At 37.1% G+C, this 20303-nt stretch carries 15 protein-coding genes; 1 reads left to right on the top strand and 14 read right to left on the bottom strand.

The genetic code is table 11. The annotated features are described in order from the left end of the window. Window positions 1-6 precede the first annotated feature (6 nt). The gene (gene nfsB / locus SJY37_RS09365; RefSeq protein ID WP_298326060.1) at window positions 7-660 is read right to left on the bottom strand and encodes an oxygen-insensitive NAD(P)H nitroreductase; all 654 of its coding nucleotides are present in this window, start codon (window positions 658-660) and stop codon (window positions 7-9) included. Window positions 661-885: 225 nt separating this feature from the next. On the opposite strand from nfsB, the gene SJY37_RS09360 reads away from it, so the two are divergent. Continuing rightward, on the top strand, window positions 886-1269 hold the full coding sequence (locus SJY37_RS09360) for a helix-turn-helix domain-containing protein (RefSeq protein ID WP_298326063.1): 384 nt from the start codon (window positions 886-888) through the stop codon (window positions 1267-1269). Window positions 1270-1505: 236 nt separating this feature from the next. Here SJY37_RS09360 and SJY37_RS09355 read toward each other — a convergent pair whose 3' ends face one another. From SJY37_RS09355 to SJY37_RS09295, 13 genes are all read right to left on the bottom strand, one after another. Then, window positions 1506-2174 carry a bifunctional 4-hydroxy-2-oxoglutarate aldolase/2-dehydro-3-deoxy-phosphogluconate aldolase gene (locus tag SJY37_RS09355; protein ID WP_298326066.1) on the bottom strand — a complete coding sequence of 223 codons (669 nt, stop codon included), beginning with the start codon at window positions 2172-2174 and terminating at the stop codon, window positions 1506-1508. Window positions 2175-2176: 2 nt separating this feature from the next. Further along, complete coding sequence (locus SJY37_RS09350) at window positions 2177-3199, bottom strand: sugar kinase (protein WP_298326068.1); 1023 nt, start codon at window positions 3197-3199, stop codon at window positions 2177-2179. A gap of 20 nt (window positions 3200-3219) precedes the next feature. Next, window positions 3220-3981 carry an SDR family NAD(P)-dependent oxidoreductase gene (locus SJY37_RS09345; RefSeq protein ID WP_298326072.1) on the bottom strand — a complete coding sequence of 254 codons (762 nt, stop codon included), beginning with the start codon at window positions 3979-3981 and terminating at the stop codon, window positions 3220-3222. Between the two features lie 24 nt (window positions 3982-4005). After that, on the bottom strand, window positions 4006-5307 hold the full coding sequence (locus SJY37_RS09340; protein ID WP_298326075.1) for an MFS transporter: 1302 nt from the start codon (window positions 5305-5307) through the stop codon (window positions 4006-4008). A 130-nt stretch (window positions 5308-5437) separates the two neighbouring features. Next, window positions 5438-6142 carry a FadR/GntR family transcriptional regulator gene (locus tag SJY37_RS09335; RefSeq protein ID WP_298326078.1) on the bottom strand — a complete coding sequence of 235 codons (705 nt, stop codon included), beginning with the start codon at window positions 6140-6142 and terminating at the stop codon, window positions 5438-5440. A gap of 113 nt (window positions 6143-6255) precedes the next feature. Then, complete coding sequence (locus SJY37_RS09330; protein ID WP_298326080.1) at window positions 6256-7170, bottom strand: polysaccharide lyase family 7 protein; 915 nt, start codon at window positions 7168-7170, stop codon at window positions 6256-6258. A 7-nt stretch (window positions 7171-7177) separates the two neighbouring features. After that, window positions 7178-8014 carry a PKD domain-containing protein gene (locus SJY37_RS09325; protein ID WP_298326083.1) on the bottom strand — a complete coding sequence of 279 codons (837 nt, stop codon included), beginning with the start codon at window positions 8012-8014 and terminating at the stop codon, window positions 7178-7180. A 16-nt stretch (window positions 8015-8030) separates the two neighbouring features. Further along, on the bottom strand, window positions 8031-9464 hold the full coding sequence (locus SJY37_RS09320; protein ID WP_298326086.1) for a RagB/SusD family nutrient uptake outer membrane protein: 1434 nt from the start codon (window positions 9462-9464) through the stop codon (window positions 8031-8033). Window positions 9465-9481: 17 nt separating this feature from the next. Next, complete coding sequence (locus tag SJY37_RS09315; RefSeq protein ID WP_298326089.1) at window positions 9482-12550, bottom strand: TonB-dependent receptor; 3069 nt, start codon at window positions 12548-12550, stop codon at window positions 9482-9484. Between the two features lie 265 nt (window positions 12551-12815). After that, window positions 12816-13163, bottom strand: coding sequence for a cupin domain-containing protein (locus tag SJY37_RS09310; protein ID WP_298326092.1), 348 nt, complete (start codon window positions 13161-13163; stop codon window positions 12816-12818). Window positions 13164-13167: 4 nt separating this feature from the next. Then, window positions 13168-15465: an alginate lyase family protein gene (locus SJY37_RS09305; protein WP_298326095.1), complete on the bottom strand. Its 2298-nt coding sequence runs from the start codon at window positions 15463-15465 to the stop codon at window positions 13168-13170. Window positions 15466-15471: 6 nt separating this feature from the next. Continuing rightward, complete coding sequence (locus tag SJY37_RS09300; RefSeq protein ID WP_298326098.1) at window positions 15472-17706, bottom strand: heparinase II/III family protein; 2235 nt, start codon at window positions 17704-17706, stop codon at window positions 15472-15474. After that, on the bottom strand, window positions 17706-20006 hold the full coding sequence (locus SJY37_RS09295; protein ID WP_298326101.1) for a chondroitinase-B domain-containing protein: 2301 nt from the start codon (window positions 20004-20006) through the stop codon (window positions 17706-17708). Before SJY37_RS09295 ends, SJY37_RS09300 begins: the two co-directional genes overlap by 1 nt. Window positions 20007-20303 lie beyond the last annotated feature (297 nt).

Genomic DNA, 20303 nt, shown 5'->3' with positions numbered 1-20303 from the left:
AAACTTTTACAATTGAGTAATCACTGTCTCTTCAGAAAATCTAGATTTTGGTAATTTTGCATTAAAGTCACTGTCTTTTCTATAACCTAAAGACACAACTGCTAGAGCGGTGAAGCCTTTTTCGCGTAAGCCAAACTCTTCATCTAAGGCTTTTACATCTACACCTTCCATTGGGCAAGCATCAATACCTAAGGCAGCTGCACCTAATAAAAGTGCGCCCATATTTAAATACACTTGCTTTTCCATCCAGTGTGGTAAATCTTTAAGGTCGTAGCGGTGAATATTTGCAAATAGCATACGACCACCGTGCATTTGATCTTTAAACTCTTGTGCTGCAAAGCGACCATCTTGGTCTTCTTGCTCCAAAATGCTATTCATATAATCCTCATTTGCATCTGTGCGAGCTGCGATAACAATTACGTGAGATGCGTCTAAAACTTTTGGCGTGTTGAATTTGAAAAAACCTTGTGTGCCTTTTGCAATTCGCTCTTTACCTTCTTGGGTATCTGCAATTAAAAAATGCCAAGGTTGAAGGTTTACGCTAGAAGGACTTAAACGCAGTACATCTTTTATTTGTTGAAAATCTGCATCTGATATTTTCTTAGTTGCATCAAATTCTTTTGCAGAGTAACGGTTGTTTAATATTTCTGTTAGATTCATTTTATAATTTATTTAACTTATTGATTATTAATACTATCAAAATTATAGTGCAAATGTATGCGTGAAGTTGATACGCGTCAATAACGGTCAAGAAGTATAGTATATAAAATAAATTATAAGACACTATATATCAGATGATTAAACATAAAATAAATTACTATAAAAAGTATAGTTACATACTATTTTAAAGCATATTATCTTTGCATCGTTTTAAATGTTATGAAAATGGATAGAAAGGAATTGTTTGAAAAGAAACCAAGAATTAAAATCAACGATAAAATATCATATTGCCCAACAAGCGCGGCAATGGAATTGATAGGTGGAAAATGGAAAAGTGTTATACTAACCCATTTAATAGGCGATAAAAAACGCTATAATGAATTACGGAAGGAAATTCCTGGTATTACTGAGCGCACGTTGAGTTTACAGTTAAAACAATTAGAAGCAGATGGTATGGTCAACAGAAAAGTGTTTACTAAAAAACCACCTTTAAAAGTAGAATATACGCTTACGGAGTTTGGGCAAACATTGGTTCCTATTTTAAACCTAATTGTTGATTGGGGATTACACGCTGCCGAAACCAAAGGTGAGTTTTTGTTTGAGGAGTAATATAAATTCTGATCATAGATATAACTTCACGTTTTAATATGATGATATACCATTTGCATGCAAAAGCGTTGAAAGGTATTACAATCGTTATGACCAACCTATCTGCTATCATAAAGTAATAAATAAGAGCGCCTTACCACCTAAAACTAACAAAGGGTATCTCTCGATACCCTTTGAATCACAAACTACGTGTACATAAACAAACTAATTCAAATAATTGTGAGTCTTGTGATGGTTTATCCTCTTATAACTTTGATTAAATCGATAGCTAAGGCTGTCTTTTCTTCTATTTTTTTATAATCCCATGCACCATTCTCATCTACTGCTATGAGCTTTGAGCCTAGACCTACACAGGTTACTCCTGCATTAAACCATTCTTCTAAGCTTTCTTTTGTAGGAGAAACACCGCCTGTAGGCATCACTGAAGTCCAAGGACATGGTCCTTTTATAGCTTTTACAAACTGGGCTCCGTAAATACCTCCTGGAAAAAGTTTTACAATCTCACAGCCTAGTTCTTCGGCGCGAGCAATTTCTGTTAGTGATCCACAGCCTGGTGACCATAGCACTTTTCTTCTATTACACACCATGGCGATATCTTCACGCAATACGGGAGTTACTACAAAGTTTGCTCCTAGCTGCAGGTATAAAGAAGCTGCTGCTGCGTCTGTAACACTACCTACACCAAGTATTAACTCAGGTAATTCCGCTTTCGCGAAAGCGCACAACTCATCAAACACTTTATGTGCATTATCACCGCGGCTGGTAAACTCTATTACTCGAGCACCACCGTTATAACAAGCCTGTAATATATGCTTGCCTACCTCAACAGATTCATTATAAAACAAAGGAACAATTCCCGTGTCTTTCATTACTTGTGCTACTTCTAATCTTGTAAATCTTGCCATAATTATCTTGAAACTTTTCCTGATTGATCTCCATCCATAAATCGTTCTATATCTTGTAAAGAGACCAAGTTGTAATCTCCATAAATGGTATGTTTTAAACAACAAGAAGCTACAGCAATATCTACTGCACGCTGCTTGTTTATAGGGTCATCTATGAGGCCAAAGGCTAGACCACCCATAAATGCATCTCCACTACCTACGCGGTCTACCACGGGCGTTACTTCTTGTATGTGTGCTCTATACACTTGCTCTCCATCATATAATAATCCTCCTATGCGCTGGTGAGATGCACTCACAGAGTATCTTAATGTGGTCGCAACCTGCTTGAGGTTAGGGCATAGTTTAAAAAGCTTATCATACAAAACGGGGAGTGATTTTTCATCTTGATAGTTAGGACCTACTCTGTCCTCACCTAGCATAAAAAAAGCAGTGTCTATATCTCCTAATATTAAATTACTATAGTTAAGAAGTTCCGGCATTACATCCTTAGGCTCCTTGCCCCATTTCCAGAGCTTTGAACGGTAATTTAAATCTGTAGAGATGGTGAGTCCCATCTTACTTGCTACTTTTACAGCCTCTAGACACTCTAGCGCTGCTGCTTCTGATATTGCTGGGGTAATACCACTCCAGTGAAACCATGTGGCACCTTCAAAAATAGCTTCCCAATCAAAACATCCTTTTGTGATAGTAGCCATAGAGCTACCAGCGCGATCATAGACCACGTTGCTAGCTCTTGTTCCGGCTCCTGTTTCTAGAAAGTAAATCCCTAGTCTATCTCCACCTCTTGTTATATACTTATCGCCTACTCCAATTTTTTTAATTTCTTGAAGTGCTGTATCGCCTATTTCATTACTAGGAAGCCTAGTAACAAAGTCTGCAGAGACGCCTAGATTATTAAGTGAGACTGCTACATTAAATTCGCCTCCACCATAGGTTACCCCAAAGGTTTTGGCTTGAGAAAATCTCAAGAATCGCTCTGTAGAGAGCCGTAACATAATCTCACCAAAAGTGACTACTTTACTCATATTCTAAGAATATATTTTTTTTAAATACCTAATGCTTGACCACCACCTACTTGAATTGTCTCAGCAGTTAAGAAGGCTGCATCTTTACTCGCAAGGAATGATACTACACCCGCTACATCATCTGGCTGACCAAGACGACCTAACATAATATTATTTGCCCATGAAGCAAACACTTCTGGCTTAGTCTCTTTAATTTGCTTGTGGAAAGGTGTATCAATAGTTCCTGGTGATACTGCATTCACACGGATACCATATTCTGCAAGATCCTTTGCTAGTGCTCTCGTGATTGTATGAACACCAGCTTTTGAAGTACCATAAATACCTGCTCCTGGTCCACCTGCATTCCATCCAGCGTTAGAAGTATAGTTAATGATTGTAGGGTGATCTCCTTTCTTAAGGAATGGTATTGCTGCTCTAGACGCAAAGAATACTGAGTCTAAGTTAAGCGCCATTACAAATCTGTAAAACTCTGTAGTCATCTCTTCAAATCTTGAACGACCACCTAGTCCACCAGCGTTGTTTACAAGCACATCAATCTTACCGTACTTCTCCCCTATTTTTTTAATGTTTTCTGTTACCGCTTCATCATTAGTAACGTCAAAGCCATAATACTCTGCAGTGATACCGTCTGCCTTAAGCTCCTCAAGTCTTTTTGCTCCTTCTTCATCTTGAATTCCGTTAATTACAACGGTATATCCATCGTGACCTAATCGTTTTGCTACTGCAAATCCTATTCCTCCTGTGGCGCCAGTTATAACGGCTACTTTTCCTTTATTACTCATAATATTAATTTTTACTTTTTATTATTATCTATTTGATTTAAGAAGTTCAATTTTAGGTATTAATATCCATACACTTGCGATTACAATAAATGCTAATGCTGCACCTATTACAAATGCTGGTGTATAGTTACCACCTACTGTTAATTTAGGTACTAATGCAACGAGCCCTGCTCCTGTAAGTTTTGCCGCTGTTCCTGCAAAACCTGATAGTGTACCTACTGTCTTTTTACCATACAAATCACTTGGTAGCGTTTGTACATTTCCTATCGCCGTTTGGAACCCAAATAGCACTACTGCCATTATTAAAACAGCTGCTATAGGCGATCCTGGATTTGATAAGGCAAGAAGCGCAGGAAGCATAATGACACAACCTAGTGTTATTACCATCTTACGAGTCTTGTTAATATTCCATCCTGATTTTAATCTATTTTGTGCTAATAAACCACCAAACCAAGCTCCAAACATAGCTCCTACATAAGGAACCCATCCGTAGATACCAATGGCTTTTACATCCATACCATACACTTCTGAAAGGTATATAGGGATCCAAAAAACAAATAACCACCATATTGGATCTATCGCTGCAGAGGCTATAATCACACCCCAGCTTTGCTTCTTTGATAGCAACTCTCCTACTGGAGGGTTGTATTCTGTTATTTTCTCACCTTCTTCTGTTTCTTCTTTTATCTTTTGACCCTTCAGAATATGTTGCTTTTCTAATTCTGTTAACCACGGGTGGCTCTTAGGTGGTGCTTTTACTAAAATTAACCAAGGAACTAACCACAATAGACCAATAAGTCCTATGATTACAAATATCATTTGCCAGCTAAAATAAACAGTCAAAAAGGCAATCGTGGGGATTGCAACAATACCACCTATAGCGGCTCCAGAATTAAATAATCCTTGTGCAAATGCTCTCTCTGTGGCTGGGAACCATTCGGCATTTCCTTTGGCTGCTCCAGGCCAGTTTCCTGCTTCAGAGATTCCTAAAATTGATCTAAAGATTGAGAAACTCAATACTCCATTTGCTAGCGCATGTAGTGCTGTCGCGATGGACCAGAACCCTATTGATAATACAAAACCAAACCTAGTTCCAATCTTGTCAAAGATTTTTCCAAAGATGGATTGTCCAAAAGCATATGAAAACATAAAAACCACCGATATCAAAGCGTAAATTTCTTTTCTTTCGGTAGTGGTCTTATCTGGATATAAATCTTCTGCTATGCTAGGCCATAAAACAACTAGAGCTTGGCGGTCTATATAATTAATAACAGTTGCTAGCGCTATAAGTCCTACAACCCACCATCTTAGTCCTTTAAGTTTCATAAACTATAATTTTAAATCTAATTAGTTACTTTAAATAGGGCAAAAAATCACCCTAGCCATGCGTACATGACTTTTAATATTTTCAACTTTTCTTTGAGTTTTACGCTTTCGCGAAAGCGTACTTTATACCTTAAATATTATAGCAATATTGATACAAAGCTTTAAAGTGTTTTTTCATCATTGCCTTTGCTTCCTGAGGATTTTGTTGCTCGATTGCGAGATAAATTTTCTCATGTTCTTCTATGGCCGATTGTGACATTCCTGAATCACAAACATGGTATTTTTCAAAATTTGTAATAATTTCTGGAGTGATAATAAGCATGAAATTATTCATGGTACTATTACCTGATGCCTTTGCAATAGCAAGGTGAAAAAGTAAATCTTCTTGCACCGCGTCTTCACCATTAATTACTTTTTCTGTGTAAGCATCTAGTGCTTCTCTCATTTTTTTGAGATCACAATCTGTGCGTCTCAATGCAGCTAGTCTAGCAGTTTTAAGTTCTAATAAAATTCGAGTTTCGACTAACGATTTGAAGTCTGGATCTTCAAGTTTAAGGATATCATCTATCATCCCATTAAGAGCAATGACCCCAATATTTGCCACAAAAGTTCCACTCTGTGGTATAGATTTTAGAATTCCATAAAACTCTAGTTTTTGAATGGCTTCTCTTACACTACTACGAGTCACCTCAAAACGCTCAGATAACATACGTTCTGAAGGTAGCTTATCACCTGGTTCCAAATTTTTGAGATTTATAATATCTCTAATTTGACCTATGATTGCCTTTCCAGAATCATTATTTTCAATCGTCTTTGTACGTGTCTCCAGTTTCATATCGTAACAATTTAATTTCTTAACAGCTCAACTAAGCTTCTTTAAAAAGCAGTCGAGAAATTATAGAAAGTTATTGATTTATAATAGATAACAATGTGATTTACCACTTTTAATTAATGCTTAACTTCTATATCGTAAACTCTAATATCTGCATAAGCATTCTCATCTCTCGTTTGAAGATAATTACCAACCTTGAAGTAGTTTTCAAAAACTCCCCATCGTTGCATGTGTATATCTTCATAGGTTTTATACTCTTGACCATTGAGAGAAATTACCATTTTACCTTCTTCTACTTCTACCTCAATTGTAAATTTTTTAAAACCTACATTTTGTTCAAAATTAAACCCTTCATCATCAACCCACGATTCTTTTTTTAAAATTTCTACAGGTCCTAAGTCAGGCGTTCTTAACTTCTTTGTTTTTACTCTTATTTTGCCATTCTGCCAATAAATCTTTAATATAGGAGGCGCATTATTATCTTTCTGTCCAATTTTATCACGCTGCTCATTAGTAAGTCTACCGTGTATCTGCGTGATAATTGTTTTGTGATACTTGCCATTCTCATCACGAGAAATTTTATCCATGGCCATTTTCACTTTAAGTTTACCGCCTTGTGCAAAAGTCCAGTTTACAGAATTATTACCTGGCACCATTTGCTCTCTGAGCTCTGACCTAGAATATTTTGTATTTGTAGTGGTCTGTGCAGGTACTGCATGAAAAACAAGAGCTCCTTTTGTAGAGTCATTGTACATGTAGGGCTTTAAAACTTCATTTGTGGCATAATCCAAAATCTCTGGAGGATCCACTTCAATAATCTTAGGCTCACCTACCGGAATTGTTACTTTCCAGTGAGATAGATCTACCTTTGGTAACTTATATTTTTTACGTTTTTTCTTTCTTTTTGATATTTTACTAGCACTAACTTCATCTTGTTCAAGAGATGAAGTACCACTATTTTCTGAAGTTTGCCCAAAGGACAAACTTACAGAAAGTAATAGTGTGCATAATATTATAAAAGTCTTCAACATAATTGTTCTATTGTACTGCTGCAGTAAAATTATCTACTCTCGCTTCAACACTTGCATTATAGATTAGAATGCTTACTGTGCTGCTTACCCCTGAGTTAAAATCAAGTGTAGTAAGAGTGTAATCTTCTGCAGATCCTGTAAACTCTACAATTGCAGCTCCTTGTGCTACGGTAAGATCTGTATAACCTCCACCTGGTAAAATAGCAACAGTTGCTTCTCCTCCTGCTCCTTCTAATCTATAAGAGTACGTAATAGTATAATCTGTGTTAGGAGTCACCTCAATTTCTTGGTATGCAATTCTGCTTCCGTCACTTGGAAATTTTGCTGCTTGCCCTCCATCAGGAACAGAAGAACTTGTATTGATCTGGATAACTCCTCCTAAATCAGAGTTTCTCCAAGAATCACGTCCATCTCCAGTACCATCTGGTAAAGAGTTATCTTCAAAACTAGCTTCTAGTATTACTGGAATAATCGCATCTGGTTCTTCTGGCTCAATCACCTCAATATCTGATGAAAATGTACTTGTCATACCTAAAGCATCTGAAGCTGTCAATGTAATCGTATATACTCCTTCTGCTGCATATTGATTTTGACCATCAATTGTCGTTGACGTATTACCATCTCCGTAATCCCAAGCATATGTTGTTGCGCTTGTTGAAAGGTTTGAAAATGTATAAATATCAAAGTTATTTACATCTCTTGTAGCAGAAAAGTTAGCTTCTGGAGGCATTGTATCTGCGCGACTTCCCGCCTCTGGAAGATCTAATTCGTTTTCACAAGAAACTGAAATAACCATACCTATTAAAAGAAAAACAAATTTTCTTGGTGTTATAAAATATCTCATAGTATTATTTTTATTATTAGTAGCCTGGATTTTGCGTCAATTGACCATTACTCAAGTTAACCTCAAACTGAGGAAGTGGTAATAAGAGATCTGTAGCGCTAAAGCTATGTCCGTTGGCATTAGAAAAATCAGTTAGTACTTGTTGTGCTGCTCCAAATCTTTTTAAATCATGGATTCTATGATTTTCAAAAGCTAATTCAACACGACGTTCTATTAGTAATTGCTCTGATGTAACTTCTTCTACAATATCAGTCAAGCCAGCTCTATTTCTAACTGCTTGAAAAGATTCTAAAGCATTTGATGATTGTGTTACTGCACCTCCAGCTAGAATAGCCTCGACGTGCATAAGTAATACATCAGAATATCTTAGTATAATCCAATCATTACCTGCACTTGTAGGATCTGAGCTTGTAGGCTCAATTCCTAAGTTTGCATCACCATTAGGTAAATATTTTACAACTTGAGTTTGTGTAGTTTGACCAGGATCAACGCGCTTTGAATATTGTGCTCTCTCACCTCCAAATTCATCTAAAGCTGCAATAGCCTCATCTGTCACATAATTTACTCCACTAGTACGTCCTACACCGTTGAGCATCTCTGCCGAAAAGTTTTGACTATCTAAAGAAGAACTCGCTACATAACCAACAGTAAAGATGTTTTCACCATTTGCTTCGTTATAAAACACATCTCTAAAATCAGATTCAAGAGCGTACTCTTCACTAGCTATAATTTCTTCAAGTAGTACTTGAGCTTCTCCATAGTTGCTTCCTTGTGTTAAATACACTTTCGCTAAAATTCCTTGAGCAGCTGCTTTTGATGCTCTATTTGCCGTAGTCGTACTTCCTAACTTAGAAGCCGCAGATTGTAAATCTGCTACAATAAAGCTATAGATTTCACTAGAAGGCACACGTGTAAATTGTGTCTCTACATCTTCTATTAATATAGGTCTGTCTATTAATGGTACATCTCCAAAAGAACGCACAAGATTAAAATAAGCTAATGCTCTCATAAAACGAGCTTCTCCCTCCATACGATCACCATCTGTAATTGCTAGGTCAATATTTTCAAGAACTAGATTTGCTCTTGTAATGACACTGTACATACTACGGTAGTAATCAAACACAAAACCATTTGTAGGTTGTACAGTGAAGCTATCAAACTGGCCTGCTTCTCCTTCTCCACTTTTTGATCTTGTGTTATCACTTAACATTTCTGTTACGTAAAACTCTATTTGCTGCCCATGATTAAGGTCATTATCTGTAATCTCAAGACTATTAACTCCTTGTAGCGCATCGTAAACTGTAGTAAGAACAGATTCAAGATCACTCTCATTTGTTGGAAAAGTATCACCTACCAACACGGCTGTTGGTACAGGCTCTAAAAAATCGTCACCGCAAGATGCAAAGCTCACAACAACTAATAACATCATTAAAAATTTATATGTTTTCATAGTTCTGTCTTTTAATTTTAAAATTCTAAGTTTAATCCTAATGATATGGTACGAGCTATAGGGTTTCCTCCACGCTGGTATCCTACATTTAATGCACCTTCATTTTGATACGATTCTGGATTCCATCCTGTATAACCATCTGCTGTGAAGTATAACAGGTTTTGTCCTGAAACATACACCCTAGCTTTACTAAGACCTACTTGACTTATAAGGTCTGTGTCTAATGTGTAACCTAGATTTAGTGTACGAAGCGCTACGTATGATGCATCTGAGATGATAGCATCTGTAAAAATCTTTTGTTGCAAGAAATTCTGATCTGTAGCTACGTCAAGGTTTGTACCCTCACGACTACTAAAGTGATTAAATATATATTGATCTGCTATGTTACGCACTTCTGCTCCCCAACTTCCTTGAAAGGTGAAGCTAAAATCAACATCTCCTATTTGGAAATCGTTTGCTATACTCCATACAAGATCTGGAAAAGGATCTCCTATAATTGTTTTATCATCATTATCAATTAATCCATCTCCATTTAAATCTCTAACGTATACATCCTGAGCTTCTCCTCCTACAACTGCGTAAGGATCTGTTACAAATTCTACAGGTACTTCTCTATCTACTACAAAACCGTAAAAAGAAGATATAGGTTGTCCTTCTAGTGTAATCCACTCTGCTGCTCTTTTATCATCAACATTTGTGATAAGTCCGCTTGCTCCTGCAAAGTCAGTTAATTCATTTTCATTTGTAGATGCTAGTATCGTAGTTCTCCATGTGAATTTCTCATTAGTAATATTACGAGTTCTCAATTCTACTTCAATACCTTTATTAACAACCTCTCCACGATTTGCAAGTCCTTCTCTAAAACCTGTTGTAGTAGAGATAGGCACACTTAATAATAATTGATCAGATACTTTATTGTAGGCATCTATCGATCCAGATATTCTACCATTAAAGAAACCAAAATCTACAGCTACATTTGTTTCACTAGAACGTTCCCATTGTAAATCTGGATTTGCAACGTTTATTGGAGCTAATCCACTAGAAACTTCGTTTCCAAAAATTGCAGAATTAGGTCCGTATAATTGTAAAGAAGGATATAACTCGATATTATCTGAAATTACACCACTACCAAGACTGATATCTTTGTTTCCTGTAAAACCGTAACTTGCTCTTAACTTCAAATCGCTTATTACATCACTCTCGCTTAAGAAATCTTCTCTAGCAAGGTTCCAACCAAGAGATACAGCTGGAAAGTAACCGTACTTATTATTTACACCAAAAGATGAATGTCCATCTGTTCTTAAACTTGCAGAAGCCAAATATTTATCTTCAAAAGAATAATTAACACGTCCAAAGAAAGAAACTAAACGCTCCTCTGTATTATATGAAATATTCTCTATTACAGATGTACCTCCACCTAGAGTTTGTATTAAATCGTTTTCAAATCCATTTACACCAATAGCACTATACTCGCGATCCCACTTCTCTGCCGATGCTCCAAGAATAGCACTTATATTATGCGATCCAAAAGAAGTATCATAAGATAATAATCCTTCTGTTAAAATGTGAATTTGATCAAACGTATCAAGATCCAACTGCGCTGCAGAAGCTCCGTTACGACTAGCTTCAACACCTTGCCAGCGTCTTTGCTTTCTGTTTTGGTAATCCCCACCTAAAGTAGCTTTGAAGCTAAGACCTTTGGCTAGTTTGTATTTTCCATAGAAGTTACCGTACATTCTAAACTGCTCATCTGTTCTATGTCTTTCTAATACTTTTGCTGCCGGATTGGTATTACTTGTAGTACTTATATCTACTAACTCGCTTCCGTCTCCAAAAAGATCATAGTTGTCAAAGTGACGCTCCTTAGCATAATCCCCTATTTGTACATTAGGAAAATTTTCTCTGTCCACATACTGAATTGAATTTTCATCGTGATACGTAGGCAACCAAGGTTGTTGTCTCAATATATCATGTGTAGAACCATCAAAACGTCTTCTGTTTGTGTAAGACGGAGCTATATTTGCACCAAAAGAAAATTTGTCATTTACTTCTGTGTCAACTTTTAATCTAAAATTATATTTCTTAAAATCATCTGTAAGAAGTACACCTTCATCATGTAAATAAGAAAGTGATGTATTAAATTTTGTTTTCTCACTACCTCCTCTAGCACTTAGAGAGTGACTCTCAATAATACCACCGTCAAAAATGCGATCTTGCCAAGACTGATCTATACCTAAAAGCTCTCTATACTGAGAACGCAAAGAAAGTTCGCCAGTTTGTGCAAGCTCTTCTGCATGTGACTTTGCTACACTTATGTCATAATCATCACTCTGTCTAGCTTCTTTAAAACCAGTAAAAGTATTGTAACTAAAACGAGTTTTACCTTCCTTACCTTGTTTTGTAGAAATGATTATTACACCACCAGATGCTCGCGAACCATAGATTGCCGCCGAAGCCGCATCTTTAAGAACCTCTACAGATTCAATATCATTTACATCTACTGTGTTTAAAAATTCGGCATCTAGTACAACACCATCTACTACAAGAAGAGGTCCGCTAGCTCCTGCTATTGACCCAATACCTCTAATGTTGATAGTTGAATTTGATCCTGCCTCTCCTTCTGTAGCTTGTATATTAAGACCTGCTACTTGACCTACTAAGGCTTCATTTGCAGTTCCTACAGCTATTTGATCAAGATCTTCGTTTTTTACTTTTCCTACAGCACCTGTAATTTTTGTTCTAGATTGAGACCCATACCCAATTACAACAACCTCATCTAGCGTTCCTGCATCAATTTTTAAGACTATATCTGCTCTAGTCTGTCCAGTTATCGTAACTACTTGTGGAGTAAAACCTACATATGTAAACTGCACTATATCGTTTGCGGTAACAGAAATCTCATAGTTACCATCAAAATCAGTAGAAACTCCCGTTTGAGAATTAAGCACTGATACATTCACTCCAGGAATAGGAGAATTCCCTTCTTCAGAAACAACTGTACCCTTTAATAAGTAACTCTCCTGTCCATACAGTAAAACACCGCATAAAAGAAAAAGGACTAAGGAAAACTTAGTTTTTACATTCATAATTAATGATTTAGATTAAATTAATTTGTTTTATTAAATAATCCTCAGAAACATATTAACTGCTCTAAACTCTGTATGCTATTTCATACATTTACAACAGATAAGCTTGCTGAGCTTATTTATACTTCGTACCAGAAGTAATAGTAAAGAGGACGGTGTCGAAGCTGTCCTTTTTTTTGGTTTACCAAACTGGTCAACCAAATTGGTTTACCAAATATGGGTATAATATTCTGTTAATACAAAAATTAATGTGTTAAAATATTAACTATTCCATAAAATCTTCTCTTATTGGCGAGAATACGTCAATTAGCACCCCTGCTTCAGTACAAATTGCTCCATGTAATTCATGTGGTGGTATGTAAAAAGAATCACCTCCTTTTAATGTTTTAGTCTTACCATTGATAGTCACATCAAAAGATCCACTTTCTACATAAGTAACTTGTGAGTGGTAGTGCTCATGCATAGGTCCTATTCCACCCTTCTCAAAGTGTACTTTTACAAGCATGATCTTGTCATCATAACCCATTATTTTACGTTTTACTCCTTCACCTACAACTTCCCACTCAATGTCGTTGCCTTCTATAAATTCTTTACTTGTTCCAAATGATTTCATATTCTTAGTTTTTAATTTGTTTTAAAGTATAATTACCCTTCCAGGTGTATGTTTGATTTGATATGGTGATGGAGTGTTGCGCTTTCGCGAAAGCGTTATCTACCACCATCACAAGTTGCTCCTCCCCAGATTGCATAGTGATTTTTATAGCCACATATCCTTCTGGTGCTTTTTCTTGAGTTATAGATGCCACAGATGCGTATGCATCCTGCGCTTTTTCTGTAACCGCATTGTATGTACCATGAGACTCTATTACTTGAGCGTATACTGCATTTTTTACTCCCGTTTTACGATGGATAAACATAGGGTCTCTACGTAGATTAAACGAGGGATCATTTGCACCTACACGTCCAAGAATAAAAGTATCCTTACTGTCTGAAAGTGTGGTAACGCTATAAAACTTGTTATTATTAAGCCATGTAAACTGGCTACTGGCGTCTTTAGGAGTACCAGTCGCTTCCTTCCAAATATGTTGATAGCCATTTCCAGTTCCTAGCGGTCGCAATTCTCGCGATGCTTCTACATCAAAACCAGTATAAATCACCTGCCCATGATAGTAAAATGGCAAGTCTATTTGATGCGCTTGGTCACTCTTTATTTGATTAATGTCTATAATGTATGGCTTGCTACCACCTTCTGGTGTTACCATCATCATAGTGCGTGTAATCTCCGTTCCAGGATACGCGTTATTTTCTGTGGCGCTTACTACTTGCAGTTTTTTATCATTGGTATCAAAAGTGATAATCTCTGGGTGATGTTTTGAGCTTTCCTTAAAACTACCTTTAAAATGTGATGTCTCATCAATCACTACCGTATTATGAGCAATCGTCTGTTTTGCCCATGTCGTATTTTCTTTTAGATAACCGCCACCATTCTTTTGTTCAACATTTACAAAACGTGCCAGACCATAATCCTGTAATATCTCCTCCCCATCCTCGTAAAGAGAATAAGAGAGTTTATCAAAATGCCCATGACTAAGCCCGTGACTCGCGTTCTTCATTACGAGCGCGGTAGTGCCAGACTCATAGTTTGCTCTTAAAATGGCAACACCACCTTGATTGCCCTTTGGGCCGTCATGTAGTAAAACAGATTCTTTTGTGAATGGGATTGCTTTACCCGCCTCAATTGCCTGAGCTACTGCAAGACCGGTAATATCAAGTTCTACTTGTCCTTGCTGCTGCGCTACCGAAAGTAAACGTGCATCTTGATTTCCATAGTAATAGGCAATATCCACTGCAGACACTAGGGAAGCTGTGTTGTAAGACATTCCTTTTTGACCATCATTAAGAGGGAAAAAATCACCATTTTGATCGGTGAGGTTAAGCAATGCATCTACTGCTTTTATTAAAACTCCGCCGTTGTATTCAAATATTTTAAGTGCTGGTTTTTTGGTTTCTAACGCTTTCGCGAAAGCTAAAAAAGGATACATCGCATATCGCTGATAGTACGGTCCTTCTGTATAATAACCATCTGGTGAAAAAGGTTCATCTAGATTTGCTAGAAAACCTGTTTTTTGCCCTTCCGCCTTTATGAGGCCGCCATCATTATCCATTGCGGTTGACGAAATACTATCGTTTTTAATGCCGTACAATGCTCGATCTACAAGCTCATCATCATCCATCACTAAACCTATCATACCTACAGCAACAGTTCCCCAAGTGCTGTGATTATGTATACGGTTAAAAAATTGTGGTGTTTCTACAGACAGAAAATCTGCAAACGGACGAAATAACTTTGTATCAAGAGTCTCACGATCTTCTTCAGGTATCCAACTACGTATGGCGTCATACGCCTGGCTCATATGCACTAACCAGTTTGCATCATTGAGACATTGCCAGAATATCTTCCCACGAGAATATGATCGTTCTTGCGGGTGACGTGGTAATGAAGGATACATCTCTGCATATTTCATTAATACATCTCTCGTATACTGTGCATATTTCTCTTCTCCCGTGAGCTGAAAAATCACCCCTGCCTTATGAAGTATGGTATAATTTAATTTATGCTGTGTGTGGGTATAACCTCCTGCCATATCCTTTGGTATAGGTACTTGTATCCCTTTTTCCATAGCTGCATCTACTTCTTGTTTTGCTACAGCTAGCGAACTATCAAACAACGGAACACTTCCCAACTTAGCTCTTATATCTTCAACCTCAGTTGTGGTAAGTACTACATTTGGGTTTGCGCCACTTGTAGTAGCTACCGAAGTGTCTTGACTAGTTCCCTGCTCATCACAAGAAACGAATAAAGTCGAAAGTGTGATACCAACTACAAGAGCCGTATTTCTGCTAATTAATTTCATAAAGTCTTACTTAAATTTATATTCTAGCAGAGCTGCGGGAGCTAGCGGCTGAGATATGTTTTGTTTTCCTTGGGTAATCGTAACAGTGGTAGGCTTATCACTTAAGAGTGTAATGTATAAACGGTCGTTTTCTACTTGCGTCATCACATCGGCCTCTTGTAAAAAATCGATAATCACATCACCTATTGTTAATTGGGAAGTAGCAAATGATATGTTAGTATCATCCTTTGATAAGGTGGTACTATTGTTTTGAGTATCGCTAGTAATAATAATTGACCAACCGGCAAATTTGTTACCCATGCTATCTTCATGTATCCTCTTATCGTAAGTGTCAAATGGATAAAGCACCGTCACAAAACTGAAGTTATCTGTAGCTACTTTTTGCACCACAGACCACTCTTTACCACGTTTACCGTCTGTAACTACTTTATCTACGGCTTGTAGTTGTAAAATATCTAGACCGCTTCCATTATCAAAAGTAGCTCTAAGTAACTCTGGGCTATGCTCACTACTATAATGACCCTGCCATACTTGCTTGTAAGTATGTGGAGCTTTTGATTCAAAATTATCTTTTACAATCCAGAATTCATTCTCAACATTTATGACTTGTCTAGTATAACTGACACCTACATTTTCAAATCCGTTGTGAGAACCTACAAACACATCTCCTGTAGCATATGCGCTCCACCCTAAGACATTTGGCGTAGGAAGTTCTTTGAATTTCCCAAAACCGCTTCCTCCTTTATTTGAAGTGTATTGCTTGCCTTGCAGCTCGTTATCTACAAGTGCCACATTTTTTACCATACTATTTTTGAAGAGCTCAAGATCTTCTAGCGAGTAACGTACTTGGTAGTTAGGTAATACTACCTTTCCATTTGCCATCGCTTGAATACCCAGCATATCTCCATGCTGATGGTCAGGTTTATCTGCATCAAGTCCGGCAGCTATAACAAGCATATTATCTTGGTCATTCCACCCTTCCCGCATGATATAATACCCAGTGTTTTCAAAAGCATAAGATCCTACTTGAGGCGCTGTAGCTTTAATTTCTTTTAAAGCACCTAGTTGTTCCTTACTTAAATTCCATAAATACTTAGGCTTTACTGTGCTTTTTGCAAAGTATCCCATTTCCGGATCATCAAATAAAAGATACCCCAAGGTAAGTGTACCAGAAATGTCGTTTTTCTCTGCCCAAGGTGCATCTGTATCATCAGATAATACTGGTGCAGATCCGTCTGGAAATGCGATCTTAGTAAGTGTAGTAAAAAGAGATTTTAAACGTTCTTCCCAGATGGCGCTTACTTTCTTATTACTTTTTTGAGCGAGTTGATAGATATAAAAATAGTTGTCAATATCGCTTTGATGATAGTGAATGGTACGTTCAAACTGGAAACCATCTTCATTGATCTCGCGCTGCAAGTGCTGCTCGAGAATACTCATCGCCCTTTCATACCATAAATCTGCATCCTGAAAATCATTGAATATAATAGCAAGCATAGCCAGCGCACTTAGTCCTCTCGTTTGGTGATTACCAGATTTAAACTCGGCATTATTTTCATATAAATGTGAAGCGTGTTGCAACAATGTTGCTACCGTAGTAAGCTGCTCCTCATCTGAATATGCTTTCTCCCCTAGGAATGAATTATGAATTTGCAGCCAATTGAGAACTCTGTAACCAGATCTAAAGGCTTCATAAACTCCGTTTCCATCGGGAATAGTTTCATATTCACCTGCGATTAAAGCGTCATTGAGTGACTGCAGCTGGCCTGTGAAGTAATCAATGTATTGTGCATCTTTATCCTTGTAGCGATAAAGAAAGGAAATATCCACCATTTTATGCTGTCTCGCTAGGTGCCTAAGACTATATGCATTGATAGGAGTATCATTTTTGTAATTAAAAGGTAACTTCCAGTGCGTACTGGCGTCAAATTTATCTAAGTGATCTTGAGCACGAGCAGTATGAGAAACCTCCATCGTAGGATACAAGGTTTTATACTCCTCAAAACGAGTATCATTCTCTGTCCAGTCGTAAAAGTAACGTTCTTGAAAAACAGTTCTAAAATGAGCAGCAAGCTTCTCTGGTGAGTCATCACCAAGTTCATCTTTAATCTCTTTTTTCAAATAAGTACCAAGGTCTTCTACAGCGATCACCTTACCTGATGGTAATTGCTGAGAGCAAAGCGCAAGTGAAAATAAACAAAAACACCACTTCAATAAAGGGAACTGTTGTGGCTTTTGCATTAGTAAACCAGTTTAAGTTTCAGATTTTGAACTACTTTTATTTCACCAGAGTTAGACACTGTATTGTCTACTGGCTCTTGTCCTTTTTCTCCCCAAAGAACCGCGACATACTTCACACGATTATTTTTAAACGTGTTATTTGCTAGAGTAACATTTACGATACCTCTTGTTTGTAGTAAGATATTAGCGCTACCACTAGCACCACATTTTGTAAATGTATTACCCGTAACCACAAGGCTTCCACCTATAGTAGACTCATCATAACCTCCACGGTAATAATCTAGCACGTCACTAGCTACATTTTCAAACTGAGAATCTTGAATAAAAACAAAGGCTGCATTATAATCTCCTTTGTCATTTACTTCTTTATTGAGCTGGATACCACGTTGTGTGTTTTTAATCACACTATTTTTAATCATGATGGTATCTGCAAAAGATGCTTTACTCGTTTCTAACACACTTTTAAATCCATCTATTTCTACATTGTCAAGCCATAATTCATAAGACTGTCCCATGTTTTTGTCAAGGGTTGCAAAAGCATCTGTAGTTGACGTTCCTTTAAGTGAAATGTTTTTAAGCTTGAGTTTTGCTCTTGGTTGTAGCTCAAAACCTTTGGCGGTGTTACTAAATGTAAGTACCGGTTTTTCTGAAGATGAGGATTGAAGAGTTACCGCTTTCGCGAAAGCGTACTTTTCATTAATCTCATAATTACCAGCGCTAAGCTCTATAGTATCTCCATCATTACTTGTCGCAACAGCCTCTGTAAGCTCTGCTGTAGTTGACACTTTTATCGTTTTTCCTGCTTGCTTTTCTGGATGTGGGTTGAACCATGAAGTCCCGTAATTAGTTACATCGAGCAATGCCATTGCTCCCGTACTCGCTCCTGCAATTGCCCCCACCTTATTAGTGGACGCTCTTTTATTATCAAAAATATCAGTCTCAATCTTATCAAAGTCAAACCCATTATACATCTCAGTCTCTAGTGATTCTGGCGATTGGAAGATTTCTGTAGGTAATGATAATGTCACTTCTTTAGTTAACAAACCATCTGTTTGATAAGCGCTTTTATTTTCTACGTTAAGAATGTTATTTTTAAAAGTAACCCCAGTGATGCTATCGTAATTTTTGATGATTTCTGTAGTTTCAATATCTCCGTAGACTAAGTTATTTGCCACAATCATACGTTCTGCGCGTGCCGAACGTATTTCTGAAGCCGGAAGAACTTCTGCCTGACTTAGGTTTGCTCCTACTCCAAAATGCCAAGGCGTCTTTGTTTTTATAAATGAATTGTGAGCGACTACAACATCTGTAACCTGATTATAACGATTAAGTGGGGACTTAGGAATACCATTCATTACTGCCAGCGGTGCGCGAAATTCATTTCCTTTTAAGTTATAGAAGTAGTTATTTACAATAAGATGACCCGTATTTATAACACGTATACCTCCTATAAACTCAGATGCATCATTGCCCATAAATACATTACCATCTATGGTCGCATAATTACCGTGACGAAGCACTAGCGAACCTTCTGACTCAAAAAAGACATTATTTTTAAACGTATTATAATTAGACTTACTTGAGATAATCTCTACTTCTCCATTACACTTCTCAAAATAATTGTGTTCTACATTTACATAGCCCGGTGTCATAGACGTATAACTATCGCCTAACTGCATAGTCTCAGCACGAGGCCCACCTTTTCTAGGACGTGGTCCAAAGTGATTATCCTTAATCTGATGATAGGTATTTACATTTTCATTACCCTTTAAAAACACGCGAAGCGTAGGCCCTTGGTTTGTTTTACCAGTAATATAATTATGATCAAAAGTATTGTGCTGTCCCCATAATTCTATCCAGTGGTTTTTACTATCGCGATCTGGGTTTGTAAAATCTTCTATTACACAATCTGTTACTTGCGAGTGATATGCAATCTTCTCATCATCTATTTTAAAACGTATAATGGCATTCTCTGTGGTATAACCATTTTTAAAATAAAGTCCTTCTACTACAAGGTGCTTCCCTCCTAGTTTAAGTGAAGAGTTTCCTTCTAAAATTACTTTCCCAGCATTTTCTGCCTTAAGAGTAATAGGATTAGCCTCCGTTCCTTCTCCGTAAAATTTTATAGCTAGATCTTTCCACACCCCATCTTTAAGACTTATTACATCTCCTGGCTCTGCTTCTTTAATTGCTTCTTTTAATTCCTCTGGGGTAGTGACTGTCTGTGACACTAAAGTAATAGGCTCCTTGCATGATGCAAAGATGATAAGGCTACAAAAGAGAAGAAGATATCGAGTCATAAATATGTTGTGAGTACTAAGAGTACGCTTTCGCGAAAGCAAAAAAGCAATACACTTATATTAGAATTATCTAAAATCAAACACTCGCCACATTGCTATTTAAGAGTGTAATAATTTAAAGTTTGAGCTTAATGTAAATTGGTTATCCAAACTGGTTTACCAATTTATAATCTCAAATATATAGATAATTACGATACTCACAATTATTTACACAATTATTTATTGAATTATAATTAAACAAGGAAGTAATCACTTATTTCCACACTCAAAGGTATTACTAGCCGAATGATGGAAAAT

It is taken from the genome of Dokdonia sp. R78006, assembly GCF_042466145.1.
Taxonomy (GTDB): domain Bacteria; phylum Bacteroidota; class Bacteroidia; order Flavobacteriales; family Flavobacteriaceae; genus Dokdonia.
Note: the sequence above shows the minus strand (reverse complement) of the source record. Positions and strands in the feature narration are given on the sequence as shown.